At 59.9% G+C, this 23869-nt stretch carries 22 protein-coding genes and 1 tRNA gene; 3 read left to right on the forward strand and 20 right to left on the reverse strand.

Features of this window, described 5'->3' with window-relative positions:
• Window positions 1–98 precede the first annotated feature (98 nt).
• The 17 genes from Q1A75_RS14300 to Q1A75_RS14380 form a co-directional block, all read right to left on the reverse strand.
• On the reverse strand, window positions 99–566 hold the full coding sequence (locus Q1A75_RS14300) for a 3-hydroxyacyl-CoA dehydrogenase family protein (protein WP_299555197.1): 468 nt from the start codon (window positions 564–566) through the stop codon (window positions 99–101).
• Window positions 563–1414 (reverse strand): helix-turn-helix transcriptional regulator, encoded by an 852-nt coding sequence (locus Q1A75_RS14305; protein WP_299555194.1) that lies wholly within the window; start codon window positions 1412–1414, stop codon window positions 563–565. The genes Q1A75_RS14300 and Q1A75_RS14305 overlap by 4 nt, the downstream gene beginning before the upstream one ends.
• 98 nt (window positions 1415–1512) lie before the next feature.
• Window positions 1513–1935, reverse strand: a complete 423-nt coding sequence (locus tag Q1A75_RS14310) for a thioesterase family protein (protein ID WP_299555191.1) — start codon at window positions 1933–1935, stop codon at window positions 1513–1515.
• On the reverse strand, window positions 1932–2393 hold the full coding sequence (locus tag Q1A75_RS14315; protein ID WP_299555188.1) for a flavodoxin domain-containing protein: 462 nt from the start codon (window positions 2391–2393) through the stop codon (window positions 1932–1934). The genes Q1A75_RS14310 and Q1A75_RS14315 overlap by 4 nt, the downstream gene beginning before the upstream one ends.
• Before the next feature lie 10 nt (window positions 2394–2403).
• The gene (locus Q1A75_RS14320; RefSeq protein ID WP_299555185.1) at window positions 2404–2580 is read right to left on the reverse strand and encodes a hypothetical protein; all 177 of its coding nucleotides are present in this window, start codon (window positions 2578–2580) and stop codon (window positions 2404–2406) included.
• An 11-nt stretch (window positions 2581–2591) separates the two neighbouring features.
• The gene (gene boxB, locus Q1A75_RS14325) at window positions 2592–4040 is read right to left on the reverse strand and encodes a benzoyl-CoA 2,3-epoxidase subunit BoxB (RefSeq protein ID WP_299555182.1); all 1449 of its coding nucleotides are present in this window, start codon (window positions 4038–4040) and stop codon (window positions 2592–2594) included.
• A gap of 51 nt (window positions 4041–4091) precedes the next feature.
• Complete coding sequence (gene boxC / locus Q1A75_RS14330) at window positions 4092–5750, reverse strand: 2,3-epoxybenzoyl-CoA dihydrolase (RefSeq protein WP_299555179.1); 1659 nt, start codon at window positions 5748–5750, stop codon at window positions 4092–4094.
• A gap of 99 nt (window positions 5751–5849) precedes the next feature.
• Window positions 5850–6659, reverse strand: coding sequence for an alpha/beta hydrolase (locus Q1A75_RS14335; RefSeq protein WP_299555176.1), 810 nt, complete (start codon window positions 6657–6659; stop codon window positions 5850–5852).
• The gene (locus Q1A75_RS14340; protein WP_299555173.1) at window positions 6659–8185 is read right to left on the reverse strand and encodes a benzoate-CoA ligase family protein; all 1527 of its coding nucleotides are present in this window, start codon (window positions 8183–8185) and stop codon (window positions 6659–6661) included. Before Q1A75_RS14340 ends, Q1A75_RS14335 begins: the two co-directional genes overlap by 1 nt.
• A gap of 85 nt (window positions 8186–8270) precedes the next feature.
• Window positions 8271–9143 carry an amidohydrolase family protein gene (locus Q1A75_RS14345; RefSeq protein WP_299555171.1) on the reverse strand — a complete coding sequence of 291 codons (873 nt, stop codon included), beginning with the start codon at window positions 9141–9143 and terminating at the stop codon, window positions 8271–8273.
• Entirely contained in the window at window positions 9140–10912 is a 1773-nt protein-coding gene (locus Q1A75_RS14350; protein WP_366142210.1) for a feruloyl-CoA synthase, read from the reverse strand. Before Q1A75_RS14350 ends, Q1A75_RS14345 begins: the two co-directional genes overlap by 4 nt.
• Window positions 10909–11367, reverse strand: a complete 459-nt coding sequence (locus Q1A75_RS14355; RefSeq protein WP_299555168.1) for a MarR family transcriptional regulator — start codon at window positions 11365–11367, stop codon at window positions 10909–10911. Before Q1A75_RS14355 ends, Q1A75_RS14350 begins: the two co-directional genes overlap by 4 nt.
• Entirely contained in the window at window positions 11367–12128 is a 762-nt protein-coding gene (locus Q1A75_RS14360) for a crotonase/enoyl-CoA hydratase family protein (RefSeq protein ID WP_299555165.1), read from the reverse strand. The genes Q1A75_RS14355 and Q1A75_RS14360 overlap by 1 nt, the downstream gene beginning before the upstream one ends.
• A gap of 257 nt (window positions 12129–12385) precedes the next feature.
• Entirely contained in the window at window positions 12386–13702 is a 1317-nt protein-coding gene (locus Q1A75_RS14365) for a TRAP transporter large permease (RefSeq protein ID WP_299555233.1), read from the reverse strand.
• 42 nt (window positions 13703–13744) lie between these two features.
• Complete coding sequence (locus Q1A75_RS14370) at window positions 13745–14311, reverse strand: TRAP transporter small permease (RefSeq protein WP_299592402.1); 567 nt, start codon at window positions 14309–14311, stop codon at window positions 13745–13747.
• A gap of 72 nt (window positions 14312–14383) precedes the next feature.
• Window positions 14384–15391 (reverse strand): TRAP transporter substrate-binding protein, encoded by a 1008-nt coding sequence (locus Q1A75_RS14375; protein WP_299551574.1) that lies wholly within the window; start codon window positions 15389–15391, stop codon window positions 14384–14386.
• A 156-nt stretch (window positions 15392–15547) separates the two neighbouring features.
• Complete coding sequence (locus tag Q1A75_RS14380; RefSeq protein WP_299551568.1) at window positions 15548–17962, reverse strand: FAD-dependent oxidoreductase; 2415 nt, start codon at window positions 17960–17962, stop codon at window positions 15548–15550.
• 161 nt (window positions 17963–18123) lie between these two features.
• Between Q1A75_RS14380 and Q1A75_RS14385 the strand changes: the two genes are divergently transcribed.
• Window positions 18124–19647, forward strand: a complete 1524-nt coding sequence (locus Q1A75_RS14385; protein ID WP_299551565.1) for a trimethylamine methyltransferase family protein — start codon at window positions 18124–18126, stop codon at window positions 19645–19647.
• A 10-nt stretch (window positions 19648–19657) separates the two neighbouring features.
• Window positions 19658–20059 (forward strand): ACT domain-containing protein, encoded by a 402-nt coding sequence (locus tag Q1A75_RS14390; RefSeq protein ID WP_299551563.1) that lies wholly within the window; start codon window positions 19658–19660, stop codon window positions 20057–20059.
• Window positions 20060–20178: 119 nt separating this feature from the next.
• On the opposite strand, the gene Q1A75_RS14395 is transcribed toward Q1A75_RS14390, so the two are convergent.
• The 3 genes from Q1A75_RS14395 to hemE all read right to left on the reverse strand — a co-directional run bounded on the left by Q1A75_RS14395 (window position 20179) and on the right by hemE (window position 22676).
• The gene (locus tag Q1A75_RS14395) at window positions 20179–21402 is read right to left on the reverse strand and encodes an MFS transporter (protein WP_299551560.1); all 1224 of its coding nucleotides are present in this window, start codon (window positions 21400–21402) and stop codon (window positions 20179–20181) included.
• 100 nt (window positions 21403–21502) lie between these two features.
• Window positions 21503–21579: transfer RNA gene (locus tag Q1A75_RS14400), tRNA-Met, on the reverse strand.
• Between the two features lie 47 nt (window positions 21580–21626).
• Entirely contained in the window at window positions 21627–22676 is a 1050-nt protein-coding gene (gene hemE, locus Q1A75_RS14405) for a uroporphyrinogen decarboxylase (RefSeq protein ID WP_299551557.1), read from the reverse strand.
• A 66-nt stretch (window positions 22677–22742) separates the two neighbouring features.
• Between hemE and hemC the strand changes: the two genes are divergently transcribed.
• Window positions 22743–23699 carry a hydroxymethylbilane synthase gene (gene hemC, locus Q1A75_RS14410; protein ID WP_299551554.1) on the forward strand — a complete coding sequence of 319 codons (957 nt, stop codon included), beginning with the start codon at window positions 22743–22745 and terminating at the stop codon, window positions 23697–23699.
• Window positions 23700–23869: the final 170 nt, after the last annotated feature.

Here is a 23869-nt window from a genome sequence, read left to right on the forward strand (position 1 = left end):
CGCGATACCCTGGGCATCCCATCGCAATTCTACCAGCAGTTTAAGGGACGGTGGGCGGGGCGTCTTTGGCGCAGCCAAACAGCGTCCGACCAACGGTGTCAGATCACTGCGAGCCGATCCGCTGGGAAATACAGAAGGCGCACGGCCGCCTCCATGTCTGCGCGCAAGTCTTCCCGCATCTCTTCATGCAAGCGCATCACCAACGCATCACCGGTCACCTCGGTACGTGGCTCTTTCGCAAACCACGCCTCTTCACAGATCAGGTCCTCGAACAGCGGATCGATCACGGCACCGCCGCCTCCGGGATATCGGTAGTATCCCCAGCCAAACCGTTTTCCTAAACGGCCCTCAGCTACCATACGCGACAATACGGGTGTAACATCCACGCCGTTACGGGCCCTTAGCACCGCATCCAGACCGACAAGGTCCTGCGTCTCGCAAGGTCCCAGACCATATCCCCACGCCACCAGCGCCTCATCCAGTTCCCAGGGGGTCGTATGTCGATAGAGCAATCGTTCGCAAACGCACCAGAACGCATTTTGCAACGGCGCAACACGCGCGCTCAAGGTCCCAACCCTTCCAGGAAACGCTGCTTGGCAATAATGGCCAGCAATTCGTTCACTGACATGGACACGGGCTTGGCCGACGTATCGACCTGCGCCAAGGCCCGTTCATATGCCGGGCTACGTGTGCTCAATAACGCCTTCAGCTGCTCCATAGCCGCCGGGTTGCCCGCCATGGGGCGCACATCACCCTGGGCACGCACACGGGCCATGTGCTCGCCCGCGCTGGTGCGGACCCATATGGTGTGGAAGCGCTCCAACACCATGTCATAGGTGGTCTTGTCCCCGACGATACCACCGGCCACGGCAAGGATCAGCTTGTCATGGCGGGCCACCACCTGCGACACGGCCTCGGCCTCAAGCGCACGATACCCGTCCTGACCATACAAACCCATAACCTCAGACAAGGGCATACCGGCATTGACCTCAATCTCTTGATTCAGCTCGACAAAAGGGATCTTCAGCTTGTCGGCCGCCATGCGGCCCAAGGTCGATTTGCCTGCCCCACGCAAACCGACCAGACAAATACGCTGGGCGCGTAGCGCCATCGGGTTCTGCGGCGCCAACAGGGCCCGCACACGTCCTTGGACCTGTGCCGGAGCTGCCTGGTAAAGGCGCGCCACACGTGCCACGTCACCGTCCATCGGGGCGGCCTCCGACAGCAAATCCTCGATCCGGACATTCAGGGCTGTCGCCACACGCTCGAGCAGAATGACGGAAATATTGCCTTCCCCCGCCTCCAACTGGGCAAGGTAACGGGGTGATACGCCCGATCGCTCGGACAAGGCGCGTCGGGGTAATCCCAACGCCTCGCGTGCCGCACGAACGCGGGTAGCGAGGCGCGCGATCATGGGAATTGCTCCGTCGGGTATGGGTCTTGGTGATGTCATGCGCACATTTTCTGGTGTTATCAGGAAGTTGTAGGGCGCATCGCGCTCTGATCAACAAATCAAATGTCGCGAATGTGTGGAGCAAGCACAGCACGCAGCTCAGGCGGGGCTGATTGGCTCTTGAATTGGTCGGCAATTATGAAGACGCAGGTGAACGTACCCTCAAAGCACAACACACCATCCTGCCGCCCGTCCACGCGGAAGGTGACAGACTTTTCGCCCAGACGGCTGGGCCAAACCGCACACATCAGGCGATGACGCGGCGTGACAGGCGACCGGAAATCCATGCTCATATGAACAAAGGGCGTGCCAATGTTGCGATCCAGTTCAAGCTGATACCAGCCATCTCCGCCCAAATGCGCTTCCCACCACGCATTTATGGCGTCCAACGCAAACCATGGTAGCCGGGCGGTATAGGCAATCCTGGCCGGGTCACAATCACCCCAAGTGACCCGGATTTCATGTTCGAAAACTGCACTCAAGCAGCTTTGTCCGCCGCCATCAGGCCCATGATCCCCTGCACCCAGGGCAAGGCCACATCCTCGGGCATGTCAAACCCCGACGCATCATGCAGGCCACGTTCACCAACCTGAACAGCGCCTTGCGCTTTCAGAATCTCGCTCAGTTTCATGGACCCATGATTGAACGTCTCGGCAAAGACCATGTCGCCCAACCCGAAAATGGCAAAACGGACCCCGTTCAGGTCCGGCTTGCCTTCGGTCAACGCCTCTTCAAACGGCAGCGCGGTCGATGGCAGATCGCCATTGCCATATGTCGAAGTTACGATGATATAGAACGCATCCTTCTCCATCGCGGCAGGGTCTACGTCAGCAAGGCTCTGGATGTCGCAGTCGAACCCCTCGCCCAGTTCCGTCTCGATGTCTTCGCATAACATCTCGGAATTGCCCGTCTCGGACCCGTAGTAAATTCCAACTTTCATTCAACGCTCCCTAATGCACGCGTTCGGGTTCCGCGGCCTTGTATCGGCGGCACATTTCGTCTTGCTCGTCCCGCGTCAGCATCATGTAAAGCGCAAGGCACATTCCGGTGCATCCGTCGCATTCCAGCGCACAAAATGGGCGCCGGACCGGTGCATCGTCTGTCAGGGCTGTTCTGTCGATCTGCATAACATCCTCCATCAGGCCATATGCAGCTTAACATATTCGAAATCCCCTGGCTTGTTGTCGATGCCCACACGGGGCGGCGAAATCCAGCTGGCATATTTTCCGGGCTCATAGCACGGCTTCATCAAGGACTGGATAAAGGCGCCGTCTTCCTTGGTCGGCAGCCATTCAGACGCACGCGCATCCCACTCTTCCTGGCTGACAAAACTGCCGTCCGGCGTGATCGGCTGGTTCGCAAAGATACCGATTTTCCGGTGGAACCCCTCATGAGGCAGCTTCAGTTCAAACTCGATGCCCGTGCGCGAAATCTGCTTGTTCCAACGGCGCAAGCCACCGGAAGCATCGCGCACATAGTCGTCGCGCAGACGCATGTTGATCGCCGTCAGGGCAGGCACATCCTCGGTTACGATCTTGCCATCGACGATGCTCGCCACCTTGTAGGTGTCACCTGTCAGCTTGTGATCATCCTCGATCCGCTGCTCCATGTAGCGGCCCTTGATACCGGCATTAAAGGCATTCGCGGCGTTCGTACTGACCTCTTGCCCGAACAGATCAAGAGACAGGGTATAGTGCAGGTTCAGCTTCTTCTGGATCGTGGGCAGGTCAATCACACCCAGATCGCGGATCTTGTCGATGTCATAGGGATCGTCGATGCCGTTGGCTTTCATCGCTTCAAGCGTCGCCTGAACGGTCCGGGTCACGCCTGTCTCGCCCACAAACATGTGGTGCGCTTCCTCGGTCAACATGAAGCGGCAGGTGCGTGACAGCGGGTCAAAGCCGGACTGCGCAAGGCTTTCCAACTGCATCTTGCCGTCACGGTCCGTGAAATAGGTGAACATGAAGAAGGACAACCAGTCCGGTGTCTCTTCGTTGAAGGCGCCCAGCATCCGAGGCGCATCCTCGTTGCCCGATGACCGCACCAACATGTCATCGGCTTCCTCACGCCCATCCTTGCCGAAATATTTTTGGAGCAGATAGACCATCGCCCAAAGATGTCGGCCTTCCTCGACATTCACCTGAAACAGATTCCTCATGTCGTAAAGCGACGGCGCGGTCAGCCCCAGAAAGCGTTGCTGTTCAACCGACCCCGGCTCGGTATCCCCCTGGATCACGATCAGACGTTTGAGCATGTTGCGATACTCGCCCGGCACCTCCTGCCACGCAGGCTCACCATAATGCTCACCCATCGGAATACGGCGGTCCTCAACCGCGGGGGCCAGCAGAACGCCCCAGAGATATTCTGGCATCTTCACATAGTCGAACTTGGCCCAACCCTTCGGGTCCACGCTGACCGCAGTGCGCAGATAGACCATGCTTTCCTGAAAATGCTGCGGAATCAGGTCGTTCCACCAGTTGATGTAACCGGGGTGCCATTTCTCAAGTGCCTTCAGCACCTTGCGGTCCTGACTCAGACCCACGTTGTTGGGGATTTGGGTGTCATAGCTGACATTCATCACAGTCATGTCTTCTTCTCCTCCATCCGCGGTGGGCAATCTGCCTACCAACTGCGCGGGTTACACCCGCTCCATGTTGAAATCACCGCGCACACCGGTCCCGTACCGCTGCAACGCACCATCTTCGCCAACCGCATTGGGCCGGTTGAAAATCCAGTTCTGCCACGCAGTGAGGCGGCCAAAGATGCGCGTCTCCATCGTCTCAGGCCCGGCAAAGCGCAGGTTCGCCTCCATCCCCGTCATGGCATCGGGTGAGAAGCTCACACGTTCCTCAAGGAAGATGCGAATTTCATCCTCCCAATCGATGTCATCAAGGATTTCCGTCACAAGCCCCGCGTCATCAGCCTCCTCGGCATCAAGCGCCTCGCCAATCTGATCGCGCAGCCCCGTGGCATCGTCGGATCCGTAGAATCGTGTCTGCAACCGGGTCAGATCATTGCCCATCGGGTAGGCTCCGAAATTCCCTTCGCTCAAGGTGATGGTCGCAAGGAGCCGATTGTCCCCTTCGAATTCGTCTTCCATCATGTAGGAGCGATCGACCGCCCAAAGCAGCTCAGCCAGTACACCAGCAAAGCAGCTCCCATGCTCAACCAGCGCCACCAATGACCGCGAGGTTACATCGACCCGCTTCAACACCCGCTTCCAGTAGTGCCGGATTTCATTGCACAGCCAGTGATCCCGGTTGTCGAGGATCAGCGCCTCATGCGCCAGAACAGCCTCCGGATCACCTTGGCTCCGGATCACCCACAGGCCAGCCCCCATCTCGTTCAAGCGCAGATGGAGAATGGCGTCCTCCAACTCCCGCGCCAAACGCAAGATGTAGGACTGATCACCTTCCGCCACCAACGTATCAACATCCGCAGGGGCATCGCCCTCCGGCCCTTTGATCAAAACCTCCGCCCGCCGCGCTGCGCGATCCACGGTCACCTCAACCAGCCCATAGGTCACCGAGCCATCGTCAGACACCGTCCGCTCAATCGGCCCCAGCACAATCCCCCGCGCCACATCCGGCTTGTCCGACGCCGCGGCAAACTCCACCGCCCGCGCCGCCACGACCTCGTCAAAGCGGGCATTGGGCACGGCCTCATCCACCAGCTTCCACTGTACGGCCCGCTTGCCCTTTACCCCTTCCTCGGTCGAACAAAACACATCCGCCCGATCCCGCCGTACCATCCGCTTGTCCGTTACGCGGGTCAGGCCACCTGTCCCCGGCAACACCGCCAGCAGCGGCACCTCGGGCAAAGCGACCGAAGAGGTCGAGTCATCCGTCAGCATGATATGATTGCACGCCAGCGCCAGCTCATACCCCCCACCGGCACAAGCCCCTTTGACCGCTGCCACATATTTCTGCCCGCTCTCTGCCTCAGCCGCTTCATAGGCATTGCGCGTTTCATTCGTGAACTTGCAGAAATTGACCTTGTGGGAATGCGCCGCACCACCCAACATCCGAATATTGGCGCCTGCGCAAAACACCCGGTCCTTGGCGGATTTCATCACGACCACCTTCACCTCCGGATGCTCAAACCGCATCCGCTGCACCACATCATTCAACTCAATATCGACGCCCAGATCGTAGGAATTCAGCTTCAACTGATACCCATCGAACAATCCGCCATCTTCATCCACATCCATCCACAGGGTCGCCACCGGACCCTCATACTCCACACGCCAATGGCGATAGCGGGACGGGTCAGTGCGAAAGTCGATGGTCTGGGTCATGAATCACATGCGCCTTGCGAGGTCGAAAGTGGCACTATGCTACATTAAAGAACTGCTAAAATGCACAATATGCCTCTTCATGGGGTATTTTATTGCACTTTACTGCACCTCCGAGAGGGCATCTTCCAGGGCGATCAATGTCTCGCAGAACCCTGCCACCGCGGGCGTCACGACCTCGGGCGTATCCTGATGCGGCGCGTGCCCTGCACCATCCACGATCAGTGCTTCAACGGGGGAATAGGCCCGTTCCTCGACCTCGCGCACCTGTGCCAACGTGCCATAGGCATCCTCTGCCCCCTGTACGACCAGCGCCGGAATGCGCCAGTGATCGATGGCATCACCCACATTCCAATCGGCGAACCCGGGATCGGTCCAAGCATCGTGCCAGCCGTAAAAGGCCACCGCAGGATCATCGTGATGGCGCACCAACCGGTCTTTCAGGTTGCCTGTTTCATAGGCCACCTTCGCCGCGCGAATGGCCTCCAACCCCTCAGGCTCCGTAAAGAAGTGCGGCGCGATCAGGATCAGCCCCCGCACACGCATGTCAGACACCGTCCCAGCATAGATGCCCGCAATTGTTGCGCCGTCCGAATGGCCCAGCAACACGGCATTTTCGATCCCGACCGCATCCATGAACGGCCCCAGAACATCCACTGCCTCGCGGCTCATATAGTCCAGCGGGCGCGGCAAAGGAACGGTCGAGGATCGACCATATCCCGCACGGGAATAGGCCATCACGCCCATGCCGGTCGCCGCGGCCAGCTCGGCAGGCCAGTCCCGCCACAGACCGACAGATCCAAGCCCCTCATGCAGCATTACCAGCGTTGGCGCGTCACCGGGCGCAGGTCCCCAACACGCATAATCCAGCACCTGCCCCGCAACCAAAACCGTACCCGCCGACCACTCCATCACACATCCTCACGCAGCTTGAATCGTTGGATCTTGCCCGTCGCCGTTTTGGGCAGGCTGTCCACGCACTCGACCCAACGCGGGTACTTCCACTTGCCCACGCGGTCCTTCACATGATCCTTCAGCATCTCTTCCAACCCATCAGGCCGCACGCCATGGGGCACGACAAAGGCCTTGGGCTTGTCCAACCCATCCGCATCCTTCATCGCAACCACCGCGCATTCCAAAACGGACGCATGAGACGTAATCGCCTGCTCCACCTCGAAGGGGCTGACCCAGATGCCGGACACCTTGAACATGTCATCCGTCCGCCCGCAGTAGACATATCGCCCGTCCGCGCGGCGCTCATATTTGTCGCCGGTTCGCGTCCATACGCCCTCAAATGTTTCGCGTGTTTTGTCGCGTTGGTTCCAATAGCCGCCCGCAGCAGAGGCCCCGTTGACCAGCAACTCGCCCACTTCGCCCGTACCAACATCCGCGCCATGCTCATCCACCAGCCGCACGTCATAGCCCGGCACAGGCACGCCTGAAGTGCCGTAAACAACATCATCCGGTGCATTCGACAGAAAGATATGCAGCATCTCGGTCGATCCAACCCCATCCAGGATCGGCACGCCGGTCAGCTTTTCCCATCGGGTGCCAACATCCTCCGGCAGCGCCTCTCCGGCAGAAATGCACCTGCGCAACGGCGCATCGGGCGTTCCTTCCGCCTCCATATGCGCAACCATGGCCGCATAAAGCGTTGGCACGCCACAGAATACGGTCGGCTGTGCGTCGGCAATCACTTGTACCATCACATCCGGCGTGGGCCGCCCGCCAAAGATCACAACGGTCGCCCCAACTGACATGGGAAAGGTCATCGCATTGCCCAGGCCATAGGCGAAAAAGAATTTGGCAGCGGAAAACACCACATCGTCTTCGCGCACCTGCAAGACCTGCGCACCATAGGTGTCTGCCGTCGCCCGCAGCGCCGAATGGATGTGAGACACCCCCTTGGGCTGCCCGGTCGAGCCCGAGGAATAGAGCCAGAAGGCCGTCTCGTCGTCCTTGGCCTCAAACGGGTCAATCGGCCCGTCAGCCCTAGTCATGAAACTGTCGTAGGTCTCGGCCCCATCCCGGGCACCGCCAATCACCACGACCCGACGCAGGAACGGATTGTCCGCCAGAACAGGCGCCACAACCTTCCACAAAGCCTCAGAAACAATCAACATCGTGGCGCGACTGTCGCGCAGGATCGCGTCATAGACAGGGGTCGCCAGCAACGTGTTCAGGGGCACCGGAATGACCCCAGCCTTGAGCGCGCCCCAGAACAGGATCGGAAACTCGATCTGGTCCAGCACCAGCATGGCAACCCGTTCCTCGGGCCGGATATCCGCCGCTAGAAACGCTGCCCCAGCGCGCCCTGATGCGTCAGCCAGCGCGCCATATGTCAGGCTGCGCCCTGTGCCGACCTCGCGAAAGGCAAGCTTGGCGCCCCGCCCCTCGGTGACATGTCGATCCACGAAATACGATGCCGCGTTTGCCATGCGTCCCCTCCCAAAGACTCATGAAGATGCTTTATCCTGCATCCCGCGCCCAATTGCCGCAACCGCCCGCCGGGCAGTGCGCAATTTACTGCAACCCAAGCAAGCGTGCCGCATTATCCTTCAAGATACCGGGCCGCACCTCATCCTTGATGTCGATACTATCAAAATCGTTCAACCACCGCTCTGGCGCAATCATGGGCCAGTCCGACCCAAACAACATCTTCTTGCGCAGGATCGAGTTGCAGTATCGCACAAGGATCGGCGGAAAATACTTCGGCGACCAGCCGGACAGGTCGATATAGACATTCGGCTTGTGCTGCGCGACGGCCAACGCCTCTTCCTGCCAAGGGAATGACGGATGGGCCAGGATGATCTTCAGGTCAGGAAAATCCACAGCCACATCATCCATATACATCGGATTGGAATATTTCAGGCGCATCCCGTTGCCCCCGCGCATGCCCGAGCCCACACCCGTCTGGCCCGTATGAAACAGCGCAATCCCGCCCTCATCCTCGATCGCCCGGTAAAGGTCATAGGCCATGCGATCATTGGCATAGAACCCCTGCATGGTCGGATGAAACTTGAACCCCTTGATGCCAAAGTCGCGTATCAGTCGCTTGGCTTCGCGCACTCCCATCTTGCCCTTCCATGGGTCGATGCTGGCAAAAGGGATCAGGATATCGCTGTTCTCCGCTGCAATCTCGGCGACCTCTTCATTGGCGTAACGGCGATAGCCCGTCTCCCGCTCTGCATCGACGGGAAAGATAACAGCGGCGATGTTCTGCGCCCGGTAATGGGCCGCCGTCTCCGGCACTGTCGGCGGATGTTTCCAAGGCGCACGGAAATACTCCGCCATGGTCGACTGCAATTCGTCGTAACCGTCATCCGCATGACACCCGCACGGCTCTTCCGCATGGGTGTGGATGTCGATGGCGCGGATCTTTTTCAGATCAATCATAGAACAATACTCGCAGGGTCGTTGTCGTCATAAAGCCGGTCCACCAGATGGGCCCGGCGCTCCAGCAGCTTGGCAAAATTGAGGTTGCCCTTGGCCGTCACCTCACCCGCCCCGATGTCAGGCAGCTCCGCCATGACCAGGGCGCGCGCCACAACGCGGGCGGACCCTGAGACGGCTTCAGATTGAGCATAAATACGCTGGCATATGTTACGTGATGCTGCGCAGCATAGCGCACCGTTGACAGCCACTCCGTCCATCGCATCGGGCCCTGGAACCACCAACATCCCGACCTCATCTCGTCCAGCCCCACAGATCACCACGTCCCGTGCCAGCGGGCCAAGCAGCGCCAGCATCTCCAACCGGATTTGCGCCGCCTGCACCCATGTTCCTGTGCTCAGCTTGAAGTCTTCGGACAACCGCCCATCAAAGCGCAAGCCCTTGGCCATGTCGTCTCGGTCAGCAAAACGCATCGCATCTCCCGTGATAAAAAAGCCTTCATCATCAAATGCTTCTTCGGTTTTCTCAGGGGCATCGTAGTAGCCAGAGAACACGTTGCCCCCTTTCACCCGCACATCCATGCGCCCCGTTCCATCGTCAATCAGCTTCACGGTCACACCCGTCATCGGCACGCCCACAATGCCCGCCCCCTTGGCCGGCACGTGCTGCAACAGCGCGGCGGGTGCCGTCTCGGTCAGGCCCCAGCTTGACGTGATCAACGGCATCCGCCCAGCCGTTTCAATTGCCATACGCTCAAGTATGTTCCACGTCTCCTGTGGCAGCGATGCCCCGGCATAAAAGATCATGTCGAGGTCACGGAAATACGTCTCGCGCAGCGCCGCATCTGCTTCCATCGCTGTCACCAACTGCGCAAAGCCAACCGGCACGTTGAACGATATCGTCCCTGACACCCGCCCCAAATTCTCAACCGTCCGGCCAAACCTGGCCGGGATCGGCGCGCCATCATCAATGTACAGCGTGCCCCCATTCGCCAGCACCAGATTGAAGTTGTGCGAGCCGCCAAACACATGGTTCCACGGCAGCCAATCCACCAACACCGGCGGGCGGGTAGAAACAAACGGCAAACCATCCCGGATCTGCGCCTGATTGGTGGTCATCATGCCATGGGTTGTCACCACGGCCTTGGGGTCGGATGTAGAGCCGGAGGTCAAAAGCAGCTTCGCCACGCTTCCGGGCCCAACACTGGCATGGGCCGCATCCACATCCGCCGGCCCGGTCAAACCATCCAATGCAGCCGCACGTCCAGACACCACATGCGACACCAGCTTGGGGCAGTCAAACACATCCAGCGCAGGGCCAAACGCGTCATCATCGGCGGCATAGACCAGCGCGGGCTGCACCAGGTCGCGCACATATTCCAGCCGTCCCCGCGCCGCCGGGATCAGACTGTACTGCGCGGCTACAGGCGCAGTCACCAGCCCAACATATTGCGCGGCCAGCGTCAGCAAAGCATGGTTAACCGAATTGCCCGACAGGATCAGGATCGGCCCATCAACCCCACGCGCCAAAAGCCCAGCGGCCAGATCACGCACCCGCGTAAGCGCCTCACCATAAGTTACTGTATTCCACCCAGCCCCCGATCGCTCAGCCAGAAACATAGCATCCGGTGTCTGCGCCGCCCATCGATCCAGCCACACGCCCGTAGAGCGATCGACAGCAGACATCTCGTATCCGGACCGCAACAGGATCGACCCATCGGCACGATCCTCCCGCACCACCTTGTGCGGCCGCAGGTCCAGATGATCCGTCACCCCTGCCCCTCGATCCGCATCAGCGCTTTCTTCACGGCAGCAATCTCGACCTCGCGCAGCCCGTCCAGCATACGCCGATCATGCGCACGCACCGCCGCCCGCGCCTTTTCGTAGACCTGCCGCCCCGCCAACGTGCACTGCAAGGCATAGGCCCGGCGGTCCGTCTCGCTCGGGGCACGCGTCACCCATCCCGCCTCTTCCAGCTGATCCACATAAACCACCACATTCGCCCGCTCCACGGACAGCGCCTCGGCCAACTGACTAGGGCGCAGGCCCGGGTTCTCAACAATCATCGACAGGGCGGAAAAGGTCAGCATGCGCAGCCCGAACGGTTCCAACGTCCGTGCCAGATCCGCCTGCAACACGTTAAACGCCCGCTTCATGTTATAACCGACAAAGTCGCGCAGCGCCGCGTCCGACGCGCCACCCCCGGGCTTCTCCTTTGGCTTTTCCATCACCGGAACCTCGGGCTGCGTTTTTCAAGAAATGCCGCCAAACCTTCGGCAGCATCGGGCGAGGCCTGCGACAACGCCGTGGCAAGGCTTTCGACAAACAGCCCGTCCTGCCGCGACATGTCTGCAATCCGCGCAATCCCCTGGATCATCATATAATTCGACAGCGGCGCATTCCCGGCAATCTGCGCAGCAATTTCCATCGCGCGGAGCAAAGCCTCTCCGGCCCCAACCGCGTAATGCGCCAACCCGAGCGCCACGGCCTCGTCGGTTCCATATTTGCGCCCGGTCAGCATCATTTCGGTCATCCGGTCCGGCCCCAGTATGCGACCAACGCGCACCGTCGCCCCGCCGCCCACAAAGATGCCGCGCCGCCCCTCAGGCAGCTGAAAAATGCACTCCGGCTCGGCAATGCGCACATGGGTCGACGTGGCCAGTTCCAGCCCCCCGCCAATCACCGCACCGGTCATGGCCGACACGACAGGCAGCCCGCTGCCCTGCACTTTGTCCATCACCGCATGCCACCCGCGCGAATGGTGCAATGTGCCCTCGGCATCGCGCGCCACATGCTCCGACAGGTCCAGACCAGCACAGTAGTGCCCGCCCGCCCCGGTGATGACCGCAACACGCACCCCTTCTGGCGGTGCGGAAAAGAACGCATCAATCTCGGCCAGAAGCCCGTCCGACATGGCGTTGCGCTTGTCCGGGCGATTCAGCGTCAGGACAGCAATCGCCTCTTGAACATCCACCAATAAATCCGGCATGCACGCCCCTTTAGTTATGCTACATAACTACCCAAACACAGCTCACCCGATTCCAGCAAGCCTGCCGTTGACGGTCCATTAAGGTTAACGTACCGCGCGCGCCCTTAACCCCGCTCGACACACTGAAACCGCCCAAACCGGTGTACGGGGGGTGCACAGGGGGTGTACGCATGGTGACGGACCCATCCCCCTTGTTTTCATGGCGTTAACACCCGTGTCAGGGAAAACCCGTCGCTCAGACCATCGAACGTTGCGCATCAGGGGATCAGGAACAGCGTGATCGCCGGGAAAGCAACCAGCAGAATCACCCGGAAAATGTCGGATCCCACAAAGAACATGACGGCCTTGTAGGTCTCGGTCATCGGCGTCTCCCGGTCCATCGCGTTGATGATGAATAGGTTCATGCCCACCGGCGGCGTGATCAATCCAACCTCCACCACGATCAGCACCAGAATGCCAAACCAGATCGCCACATGCTCGGGCGTCAGCCCGAAATCGAGGCCCGAGATGACGGGGAAAAAGATCGGCACCGTCAGCAGGATCATCGACAAGCTGTCCATCACGCAACCAAAGATCAGGTAGAACAGAAGGATGACGCTCAACACCAGAATGGGCGTAAATCCCTGGGACAAAACGAAATCGGCCAGCCATTGCGGTGCGCCGGACAGGGCGAGGAAGTTGTTGTAGAGCGACGCGCCCAACACGATGAAAAAGATCATGGCAGTGGTCTTCGCCGTTCCGATCAGCGCCTCTCCCAACACCCGCCAGGTCAGGTTGCCGCTCATCAGTGCAACCAGCCCCGTGCCCGCAGCACCCACCGCAGCGCCTTCCGTCGGGGTGAACCACCCGGCATAGATACCGCCCACAACCAGTGCGAAAATCGCCAGAACCGGCCATGTCTCGGCCAGCGCCTTCCAGCGTTCTGCCATCGGCACCGCCGCGCGCGTGCCCGCACTGTCCGGGTACAAACGCACATAGATCGAGATGGTGATGACATAGCCAATGGCGGCCAGAATGCCCGGAATAAAGGCGGCAAGGAACAGCTTTGCAATGTTCTGCTCCGTGATGATCGCATAGATCACCAAGATCACCGATGGTGGGATCAGGATACCCAGCGTGCCGCCCGCAGCCAGGGTCGCGGTCGAGAACCCCCCTGAATACCCGTATCTTTTCAGCTCCGGCAACGCCACGCGGCTCATCGTGGCCGCAGTCGCCAGTGACGATCCGCATATCGCACCAAAGCCGGCGCAAGCCCCCACAGATGCCATCGCAACCCCACCGCGGCGGTGGCCCAGGAAGCTCTCTGCCGCTTTGAACAGGGCAGTCGACATGCCCGACAGGGTTGCGAACTGCCCCATCAGCAGAAACATCGGTATGATGGTTAACGAGTAGTTAGAGAATGTGGTGTATGTCTCGGATTTCAGTTTGGCGAGGATCGGCGTCGGGTTGCCGTTCATCGCGAATATCCAGCCCAGCAGGCCCATCAGGAACATGGCCAATCCAATGGGCGCCCGCAAAAAAATCAGGCCCAGCAAAATGGGGAACGACCAGAACCCAAGCTCCAGCCGGGTCAAGCCCAGAAATTGGACAATCTCGCGAATCCAGTCCATGTGCCGTTAACCCTCTGGCAAGATTTGGCGATCCGTCGCGGCTTCGACCAGCCGCGCCCAGGCGCAGTAAACAGCCGTCAGGCTCGCAATGGTCGCAGCACCCACGCTTGCCGCATAGGCCCACCAGACCGGAAACTGCAGGAACAGCGTCGTCTCGCCATTGCCCAGATAGCGCAGCATGCCTTCGTACAAACGCAAGGCGATGAACACGATGACAGCGGCCAGCACCACCTCCCAAAAGGCGCGCAACCAGCCCAATGGGCGGCGCGGCATGGCCGAGGTGAACACATCCACAGTCGCGTGATTGCCATAGAATTGGCAGACCGGAAAGAACGCGAAAATGGCAAAGGCAACGCCCGCTTCGGTCAGCTCGTAGGTGCCGTTGATCTCGTCCACGCCGGACGCAACCAGCCACTCGCCCAGCGACACCAGCCAACCATCGGCCATGGAATGCCCCAGCTTGGACAGCTCGCGCCCGATGATGGACAGGGTGGTCAACAGGATCAAAACCAGCAGAACGATCCCCCCGATCACCGCCGACATCCGCGACAGCCATTTCACCACCTCGTGCATATCCGCCTCATTTTATTGGAAAATCGGGCCGCAGCATCTCTGCCACGGCCCGATTTCAAAGGTTAAAAAGGATCAGCCTTCGTAGGCATCCATCAGCGCGCGCGCTTCATCGATCAGGGCCTGACCGTCGATGCCTTTGCTTTCCATATCAGCCACCCACTCGTCATAGATGGGTTGGGCCGCGGCACGCCATGCCTCCAGATCATCGCCAGACACGGTCACGATGCTATTGCCATTGTCCACCGCTGCCTGACGGGCAGGACCATCTGAATCCGCCTGCGTCCCACCAGCAAAGATGCTGAACTCTAGACCGGAGTTGTCATCAATGACCTTCTGCAGATCGGCAGGCAGCGACTCGTAGCGATCCTTATTCATCGCCAGCACAAAAGTCAGCGTATACAGGGCGTTACCTTCGAACTCGGTGTGATTTCCCACCAGCTCCGGCACCTTCAACGCGGCAGTCACCTCCCACGGAATGGTCGTGCCGTCGATCACACCCTTGCTCAGCCCTTCGGGCACCGCAGGAACGGGCATGCCAACGGGGGTAGACCCCATCTTTTCAAGCAGGCTGTTCACGGTGCGCGACCCGCCGCGGATCTTCAGACCCGCCATGTCTGCGGGCGTTTTCACTTCCTTGTTCACATGGATCATGCCCGGTCCGTGCACCCATGTTCCCAGGATGTGCACGTCCTTGAACTCTGTATCTTTCATATGTTTTTCAAACATTTGCCAGTAGGCGGATGACATTGCACGGGCGTCCGTCATCATGAAGGGCAGCTCGAACACCTCCGTGCTGGGATACCGTCCCGGAGTGTACCCAACCACCGTCCAGACGATATCGGCCACACCATCAATGGCCTGATCCATCAGCTCTGGCGGACGACCTCCAAGCTGCATCGACGGATAGCGATCCACTTTGATGCGGCCGTCCGAGGCGGCCTCAACATTGTCGGCCCAGACATCTAGCACCAGCTTGGGCACGTTGGCTTGTGCGGGCAGGAACTGGTGCAGGTTCAGTGTAACCTCTTGCGCCAGCGCGGCAGTGCCGGACCCGATGGCGAACGCCGCGGCGCCCACCATGTTCAGAAACAATTTGCGTGTGAGTGACATGAATTTCCTCCCTTATCCGGTCGGGCACGTGCGGCCTGACTCGCTCTTCCAGAGAGATTGTTATGCAACGCAACTAAATCTGTCACCCGCCTTTGTAACTATATCGCCGCTTTTGGCCGATGCCTGTCAGGCACGCGGACGGGTCGTCTCGGGATCATAAGGACCGGGTGCAATGACCCTGCAACGCACGGTCTCACCCAGCATATCCACCGTGATTTCAGTGCCTTGCGCTGCCAGATCGGGGCGCACAAAGGCGTAGGCAAGGCTCATCCCCACCCGGTGCCCCCAATCGCCCGAGGTCACAGTCCCCACGACACTGTTATCCTGCATCACAGATGCCCCTGGTTGAGCATGTGAGGTGGTGCAGTCGATCTGCAAACTCACCAGCTTGGCCACCGGTCCCTTGGCTTGCCTGACTTCAAGCGCCGCCTTGCCCAAGAAATCCTTGTCCATCTTAACGAACCGGTCCAGCCCGGTCTCAAACGGGTCGAACTCTGTGATCAGGTCGGCCTTCCAATGCAGATACCCTTTCTCCATCCGCATGGACTCGACCGCCCGCGCCCCGAACAGGCGCAGCCCATGCGCCTCTCCCGCCGCGCGGAGTGCCAGGTAGGCCGCGTATAACTGGTTGTTCGGCACATGGATTTCATAGGCCAGCTCACCCGAAAAGCTGACTGACATCACGACCGCAGGGGCAATCCCCACAAAGGCGTGGCGCACCGACAACCAGGGAAACGCGGCCGCTGACCAATCGCCACGAGAGGCGGCTGACAGCACATCCCGCGCCTTCGGTCCCGCCAGAACAAGGATCGTCCAGTCGTTCGTAAGCGACTGAAACGACACGTCAAACCCGTCCGCATGTGCGCGCAGCCAATCCATGTCGTGCCATTCGGCGGCCGCCGCCGACCCATACCAGACAGGCTCATCAGGGATGTTGGCAATCGTCGCCTCACCCTTCACGCAACCATGTTCATTCAGCAGATAGCCAAGGCCCACCTTGCCCGCTTTCCGCGTCACCCGCCCACAGATCACGTGGTCAAGGAAGTCGTGTGCATCCGGCCCCGTGATCTCAATCCGGTTGAACCCGTTGACCTCAGCCAGGCCAACACCGGTCTGCACCGCCTTTACTTCCTCGGCCACGACATCAAACGCTTCGTCAAACTGGAACCCGTGCGTCACTTCAAAGTCAGGCGATGGCTTGAAATACTCCGCCCGCTCCCAGCCATTCACGACCGTGAATTCCGCCCCCTCTGCCGCCAATACAGGGGTCAAAGGCGTGGTTTTCATGGGCCTCCCGGCGGGCCGATGTTCATTCGGGAAATGGAACCGAAACTCGTTCTGATAATCCTCTATCGCCTTCAGCGCCGTCAGTTCGACATTGCAATGCCCTGTGAACCGGCGAGGGTCGAGGCACCATGTGTCATAGCACGCTTCGCCATGCACGATCTGCTGGGCCAACAGCCAACCATGACCACCCCCTTCACCCAGCCCAGCGCGCAAGCCTATGATACAAAAGGCATTCCGCTTGCCCGGGATGGGTCCGACCAGCGGCGCCCCGTCGATAGTGTAGGTGATCGGTCCGTTGACGACGTTCTTGATCCCCACCTCTGTCAGCGCAGGCATTCGCTCAAACGCGCCCTCCAGCACATCCGTGATCCGGTCCAGATCGTCCGGGCACAGATCATTGGAAAAGTCGGGCGAAATCCCGTCCATCCCCCAAGTCTTGCAATCCTGTTCGTAGAAGCCCAACAGCAATCCGTTCTTTTCCTGACGGCAGTAATAGTCGCTGATCGGGCAACGCAGTAGCGGCATGCGATGTCCGGCAGCAACGATGCCGGGAATCTCGTCCGTGACGAAATACTGATGCTCCATAGACGTCACAGGGTGATGGATACCCATCATCGCGCCCACCTCGTTCACCCGATACCCACAGGCGTTCACGACCACTTCGCAGGCGATATCGCCCTTATCTGTACGAACGATCCAACTGTCGTCCTTCAACTGCGTCAGGCCAGTCACATTCGTCTGCCGGTACACCTCGGCCCCGGCCTTGCGCGCCCGTCGCGCAAGCGCCTGGCAAAGCGAAGCGGGGTCAATATCCCCGTCATTGCCGTCCCAAAGCCCACCCAGCAGATTGTCGGTCGAGATCAGTGGATGCCTGCGCGCGCATTCCTCGGCGTCGATCACCTCGAACTCCACCCCCATGCCCCGCGCCATCGAAGCGAAATGGCGATACCCATCCATCTGCGCCTCGGTGTTCGCCAACCGGATGCCGCCATCTCCGTGATTGTACTGCACCGGATAATCCGGATCGTCGCGCAATTCCTGATAGAGGTTTATGGAATGCGTCTTCAGCCCTACCATCGTCTGGTTCATGCCAAAGTTCGTCACCTGCGCCGCCGAATGCCACGTGGTGCCGCTGGTCAGTTCATCCCGCTCAACCAGCACCACATCGGTCCATCCTTCCTGTGTGAGGTGATACAGGGTGGAACACCCGGCAATGCCACCGCCAATCACAACGGCACGGGTCTGGGTTTTCATAGCAATGCTCCGGCTCTGAATACGTGCCGGAACAATGGGGACAACGCCAGCGCGGTCAATCACAGCACCTCACCTTCACTGTTCTGAAAACATGTATTTGCCGTCATCAAATTCAAAGCGGAGGACTTGCATGCGCGCCAAACATCGCAACCCCTGATCGCATGTCCGATCCCAAACCCATGCGCAAAGGACGCTCAGCCCGGAAGAAAGCCCGGGCTGCAGGCCCACCGACGAACCCGGCCCCGCCAGGACAGTCCGGCGGCCAGTATCGCCCCCTGTCGGACACAGATCTAAAAAGCATCTACAACGCTGCCCTGCGTCTTTTGACCGATCTGGGGATGGGAGAGGTTTCTGACCGCTTGCGCGCAACACTCAAACAGGCCGGAGCACAGACGCTGCCAAATGGGCGCGTCGCCCTGCCGCGCACCCTGGTGGAAGAGGCTATTGATCAGACGCCCAAAACATTCCCCCTGCATGGCCGCGATCCCGCCCGCACCATCGAAGTTGGTGGGGACGCGGTCCACTTCGGCACCGGCGGGGCCGCAGTCCAAACACTTGATCGGCAAACCCGGTCCTACCGACCTTCAACGCTCAAGGACCTGCATGATTTCACCCGGCTCCAAGACACGCTCACCAATGTCAGCTGGTTCACCCGCTGCTGCATCGCGGGTGACATGCCGGATGAATGGCTGCTGGATATCAACACCGCCTACGCGCTGATGCGCAACACCACCAAACCCGTTGCAACGGCCTTCACACTGGCGGAGCACGTCGCCCCCATCGTCCACATGTTCGAAATGGTGGCGGGGGGCGATGGTGCCTTTGCAAAACGCCCCTTCGTCAAGGCGCATATCAGCCCCGTCATATCGCCTATGCGCTTTGGGGCAGATGCGGTCGAAACGGTCTATGCCTGCATTGCCCACAACATCCCGCTCAGTTGCATCACGGCCGCGCAAGCCGGGGCCACGGCGCCTGCGACACTCGCCGGTTTCCTCGCCCAATCGCTGGCCGAAACGCTGGCCAGCCTGGTCATGGTGCACGCCATCAAACCGGGCCACCCCATGGTGTTCTCGAACTGGCCGCTGGTCATCGACCTGCGCACCGGCGCCTTCGCAGGCGGGGGTGGAGAGATCGCCGTGATGAACGCCGCCTCGGCCCAGATCGTCAACCACCTCGGCCTCGTGTCAGGCGTGGCCGCCTCCATGACGGATGCCAAGGCGCTCGACGCGCAATACGGGCAGGAAAAGGGGCTGACCTCGCTTGCGGCGGCCCTCGCCGGGGGCAACCTGATCTACGAAAGCTCCGGCATGACAGCGGCCCTGCTTGGGGCAAGTTTCGAAGCCTTCGTGCTGGATGACGAGATGCACGCCAGCACATACCGCATCCTGCGTGGCGTCGAAGTATCAGAAGGCACGCTCGACCTTGCGGGCATCCATGCGGCGGTTCTGGGCGAAGGCCACTTCCTTGGCGGGCCTGCCACCATCGCCGCGATGGAGCGCGACTATGTCTACCCCACCCTCGCCGACCGCGAGACGCCAAAGACATGGGAAGACACGGGCGCACTCACGGCTTGGGACCGGGCAGCCGCGCAGGTGGACGACATCCTTGCCAATCACCACCCATCCTATATCGATAACAGAACCGATGCCGCCATCCGTGCGGCGTTCGACATCCGATATCCCTGAAAGGCGCGCCATGACTGTCAAAGACACCCAATCGATGATTGCAGGTATGACGCCGATCATCGTCCCCGGCGACTGGGTATTCTGTTCAGTGACCGGCGCGGACACCATCCCACCCGACGCATTCGCGGTGATCCAGGAAGCCGAAGGCACAACCCTGATCCTGCCCGAAGCAACGGCCAAGGCGGGCGGCTACCAAAGCAGCGCGGTCATGCAACTGATCACGCTTCAAGTGAATTCCGACCTCGAAGGCGTCGGCCTTACCGCCGCCGTTGCAACTGCACTGGCGGCACAGGACATCCCTTGCAACGTGATCGCTGGATATCACCACGACCATATCTTTGTGCCCAAGGCGCAGGCGGGGCTTGCGTATGCTGCGCTGCTGGATGTCCAGCACACCGCCAAGCAACACTGATTTGCACATTCCTTTGACTGTAGATCTTTCGGGGTGAACTGCGTCCCGAAAACCTTCTGGGGCACGGTATCGGTGTCGCGCGGACAGCACCCTGCCCCATAACTCAAAGACGCCACACCTCAGCGCTCGGCAAACTCATCAGAAAGAGAGGTGCTGAGAATCTGATGGCGGTCCAACACGTACAGCAGGGCTGCCGCTACTATTGCAATTACAGCCCCGATCATTGCCACACCCTGATATCCGGTCAGACTGGACCCAACCGCAAAGATCGCTGATGCAATAATCGCCCCGCCAAAGTGGTTGACCGACAACAAAGAACTGCCTGCACCGGCCCGGTCAGCCACAAGGTTTTGCACATACCCAATAGGTATCGACAGAATGATCCCCGCACCAATTCCCGCAGGAAGAACAAGCCACCATGCAAGCTTTACGGAAGGCATAAAGCCCAAAACCGCAAGAAAGCTGCCGTAAATTGCCACACCAATCAGGATAAGAAGCGACGGAGAAAGCACACGCAGAAATCGAACTGTGAGCATCATCACGGGAATCTCGATAAACGCTATGAGACCCGCAAACAAAGCGACGTCCGCCTCCGCACCTCCAAGATTGTTCAGAATGAGCAAACCCAACAGGATGTTATAGAGGCCGTTGGTCGCAGAAATCACACAGATCAGCACCATACGCACAAGTAGGCCCGGCTCCATGAGTTCAGACAAGGATGCCAGCAATCCGTTGCCAGACTTCTTGGTCCGGGACAGCGTATGATTACCACGCCAAAGCGTCACCACGACCAACAGTGCAACGATGTTTGCGCCCGCGACCACGGCATATGCCCCCATGACGTCAACACCTTTCGCAAGCGCGTAACCCCATATCACTGGGGTCAGTGCATATGCACCGGAAAACGTCGCACGAGACAGCGTTGCCGCATATGGCCGGTCGAGACTTGGGTTTTCGTTTGCCGCGACGACAGATATGGCGAAATACTGTGTAAAGGCCGTTGCGCCGACGGGAAACAACACCACGTGAACCAAAAGAAACGCAAGTTTCGAAGGGGCAAAGAACATCAATACCCCGGCAACCGACCCAATAATCAACGCGGCCAATAGGGCTTCTCGGAAGCGTCCGGTTTGGTCGGTATAAATCCCAACAAGTATGGACGCCACGACGCTGAAGAATGCGCCACCGGTCACAATTGCCGCGTATGCCGCGTCAGAAAAACCGACCTTTTCGATCCCAATGATGGATTGAAAGGGACCGATCGCTGCCGCCCCGATGCCCATCAGGATCAAACCGGCAAGTGCAACCTGAAGCAGTCTGTCAGTAAGCGCCGTCTTAATCATGATGCCAATACGTTCGGTCCGGGTTCAGTACCGCGCGATGCCGCGCTGCTCTTGCCGACGCCCAAGCGGCACTTTCAGTGTCTGCAACGTGGTATGAGAATGGTGGCGTGGGGGAGACTTGAACTCCCGACCTCTCGATTATGAGTCGAGCGCTCTAACCAGCTGAGCTACCGCGCCATGGACGCGTGACCTATGCCAGCGCCTCAGAGTCGTCAAGCCAGAAATCAGGACTTTGTCGACCGGACTGTTTCGATCATCAGCGCCACGTTGTCCGGGTCCGCATCCGGTGTGATTCCGTGGCCCAGGTTGAAGATGTGCGGCCCCTTGGAAAAGGCCTGCACGATGGCGCGCGTCTCGTCCACCAAGGCCTGACCGCCCGTCACCATGTGGGATGAGGCCAGGTTGCCCTGCACACAGCCAGCTGTCTGCACATTGGCAGCGGCCCACTCAGGCGACACCGAATTGTCCAGCGCCACGCAGTCCACGCCCGTCGCTTTGTGGAAACCGATGTACCCGTCCCCAGCCTCGCGCGGGAAACCAATCACCGGGATATGCGGATGCCGCGCCTTGAGCGCTGCGGTGATCTCGGCACAGGGGGCAACGGCGTATTTCTGAAACGCCGGGCCCTTCAGCGACCCCGCCCAGCTGTCAAAGATCTTCACGACCTCGGCCCCAGCTTCGATCTGCGCCGACAGGTATTCGATGGTGGCGGCCGTGATCCGGGCCAAAAGCGCCTCAAAGGCGGCCACATTCCCTTGCATCAGCGCATGCGCTGGGCCTTGGTCCGGTGTGCCCCGTCCCGCAATCATGTAGGTGGCAACCGTCCACGGCGCCCCCGCAAAGCCAATCAGCGTAGTCTCTTCCGGCAGCTCCCGCCGCAGAATGCGTACCGTCTCGTAGATCGGGTTCAGTGTCTCGTGAATGTCATCCAACGGCTTCAACGCGTCCACACCCGCCTGATCGGTGATGGTCGACAGGCGCGGCCCTTCACCCGTCACAAACCACAAATCCGCGCCCAGCGCCTGGGGCACCAGCAAAATGTCAGCAAACAGAATGGCCGCATCGAAGCCGTAGCGCCGGATCGGCTGCAACGTGACTTCGGCAGCCAATGCCGGGTTGTAACACAGCGACAGGAAATCACCGGCTTGCGCCCGCGTGGCCTTGTACTCCGGCAGATACCGCCCAGCCTGTCGCATCATCCAGATGGGTGGCGTCGGCAACACTTCACCCGCCAAAGCCCGCAAAATAGTCTTGCCGGTCCCGCCATCTTTCATCACACACGCCCCTGTCTCTTCGTTTCCAGTTGTCAACATAAGTTGACACATCTAAAAGATAAAGTCATGACCGTGCGCCTACCAACTCCATCCGCCCCACTCAAGATCGGAACCCGCGGATCGCCCCTCGCCCTTGCCCAAGCCCATGAGACGCGCCAGCGTCTGAGCAGCGCGTTCGACCTGCCGGAAGAGTCGTTCGAAGTCGTGGTGATCAGGGTCACAGGCGACAATCGCTCGATGATCGCCGCGGACCGCCCGCTCAAGGAGATCGGAAACAAGGGCCTGTTCACACGCGAAATTGAAGATGCGTTGCTCGATGGCAGCATCGACATCGCCGTGCACTCGACAAAAGACATGCCCACGATCCAGCCGGATGGGCTGATCCTTGACACGTTCCTGCCGCGCGAGGATGTCCGCGACGCCTTCATTTCACCCGGCCTGACGCGGATCGCTGACCTCGCCGAAGGTGCCACGGTCGGCACCTCATCCCTGCGCCGCCGGGCGCAACTCCTGCACAAGCGCCCCGACCTGAACGTGGTCGAGTTCCGCGGCAACGTACAGACCCGGCTTCAGAAACTGGCGGATGGTGTAGCGGACTGCACATTCCTCGCCCACGCAGGGCTGAACCGGTTGAACATGACCGACGTACCCGCCACCCCCATCGAACCAACCGACATGCTGCCCGCCATCGCCCAAGGGGCCATCGGCATCGAACGGCGCTTGGATGACACCAACACGGCCGAGATGCTGTTGGCCATCCACGACACCCCAACAGGCCAGCGCCTCGCCGCCGAACGACAGTTCCTGTTCACGCTCGATGGCTCGTGCGAAACACCCATCGCCGGACTTGCCACGCTTGACGGGGACGTACTGACACTCACCGGCGAAGTCCTGCGCCCCGACGGATCTGACGCCATTCGCGGCATCCGACAAGGGCCCATTGCCGATGGCGCGACCATGGGCACCGACCTCGCCCAAGACCTTCTGAAATCCGCTGGCCCCGGCTTCTTCGACTGGCACTGATCCCATTTCACTTTGCTAAGTAAACTTCGGGGGAGGTCGCAGACCGGGGGCAGAGCCCCAATAAACGGCGCAGTTGGCCACCCGACCCTTCGGGGAGGATTTTTTTAAAACAGGGAAGGATGGACCGGCGCCACTTTTCTCATCAACAAGTTCCGACCTTGACCGACTCA

Source organism: uncultured Tateyamaria sp. (genome assembly GCF_947504105.1).
Taxonomy (GTDB): domain Bacteria; phylum Pseudomonadota; class Alphaproteobacteria; order Rhodobacterales; family Rhodobacteraceae; genus Tateyamaria.

Coding starts and splice junctions, on each gene's coding strand:
- Q1A75_RS14385 (WP_299551565.1), top strand. CDS start 18,124: ATGTCCGATCCCAAACCCATGCGCAAAGGACGCTCAGCCCGGAAGAAA.
- Q1A75_RS14320 (WP_299555185.1), bottom strand. CDS start 2,580: ATGCAGATCGACAGAACAGCCCTGACAGACGATGCACCGGTCCGGCGC.
- hemE (WP_299551557.1), bottom strand. CDS start 22,676: ATGAAAGATGGCGGGACCGGCAAGACTATTTTGCGGGCTTTGGCGGGT.
- Q1A75_RS14355 (WP_299555168.1), bottom strand. CDS start 11,367: ATGGAAAAGCCAAAGGAGAAGCCCGGGGGTGGCGCGTCGGACGCGGCG.
- Q1A75_RS14395 (WP_299551560.1), bottom strand. CDS start 21,402: ATGATTAAGACGGCGCTTACTGACAGACTGCTTCAGGTTGCACTTGCC.
- Q1A75_RS14335 (WP_299555176.1), bottom strand. CDS start 6,659: ATGGAGTGGTCGGCGGGTACGGTTTTGGTTGCGGGGCAGGTGCTGGAT.
- hemC (WP_299551554.1), top strand. CDS start 22,743: ATGACCGTGCGCCTACCAACTCCATCCGCCCCACTCAAGATCGGAACC.
- Q1A75_RS14315 (WP_299555188.1), bottom strand. CDS start 2,393: ATGAAAGTTGGAATTTACTACGGGTCCGAGACGGGCAATTCCGAGATG.
- boxB (WP_299555182.1), bottom strand. CDS start 4,040: ATGACTGTGATGAATGTCAGCTATGACACCCAAATCCCCAACAACGTG.
- Q1A75_RS14370 (WP_299592402.1), bottom strand. CDS start 14,311: ATGCACGAGGTGGTGAAATGGCTGTCGCGGATGTCGGCGGTGATCGGG.
- Q1A75_RS14340 (WP_299555173.1), bottom strand. CDS start 8,185: ATGGCAAACGCGGCATCGTATTTCGTGGATCGACATGTCACCGAGGGG.
- boxC (WP_299555179.1), bottom strand. CDS start 5,750: ATGACCCAGACCATCGACTTTCGCACTGACCCGTCCCGCTATCGCCAT.
- Q1A75_RS14390 (WP_299551563.1), top strand. CDS start 19,658: ATGACTGTCAAAGACACCCAATCGATGATTGCAGGTATGACGCCGATC.
- Q1A75_RS14360 (WP_299555165.1), bottom strand. CDS start 12,128: ATGCCGGATTTATTGGTGGATGTTCAAGAGGCGATTGCTGTCCTGACG.
- Q1A75_RS14345 (WP_299555171.1), bottom strand. CDS start 9,143: ATGATTGATCTGAAAAAGATCCGCGCCATCGACATCCACACCCATGCG.
- Q1A75_RS14380 (WP_299551568.1), bottom strand. CDS start 17,962: ATGAAAACCCAGACCCGTGCCGTTGTGATTGGCGGTGGCATTGCCGGG.
- Q1A75_RS14305 (WP_299555194.1), bottom strand. CDS start 1,414: ATGATCGCGCGCCTCGCTACCCGCGTTCGTGCGGCACGCGAGGCGTTG.
- Q1A75_RS14375 (WP_299551574.1), bottom strand. CDS start 15,391: ATGGTGGGCGCCGCGGCGTTCGCCATCGGGTCCGGCACTGCCGCGCTG.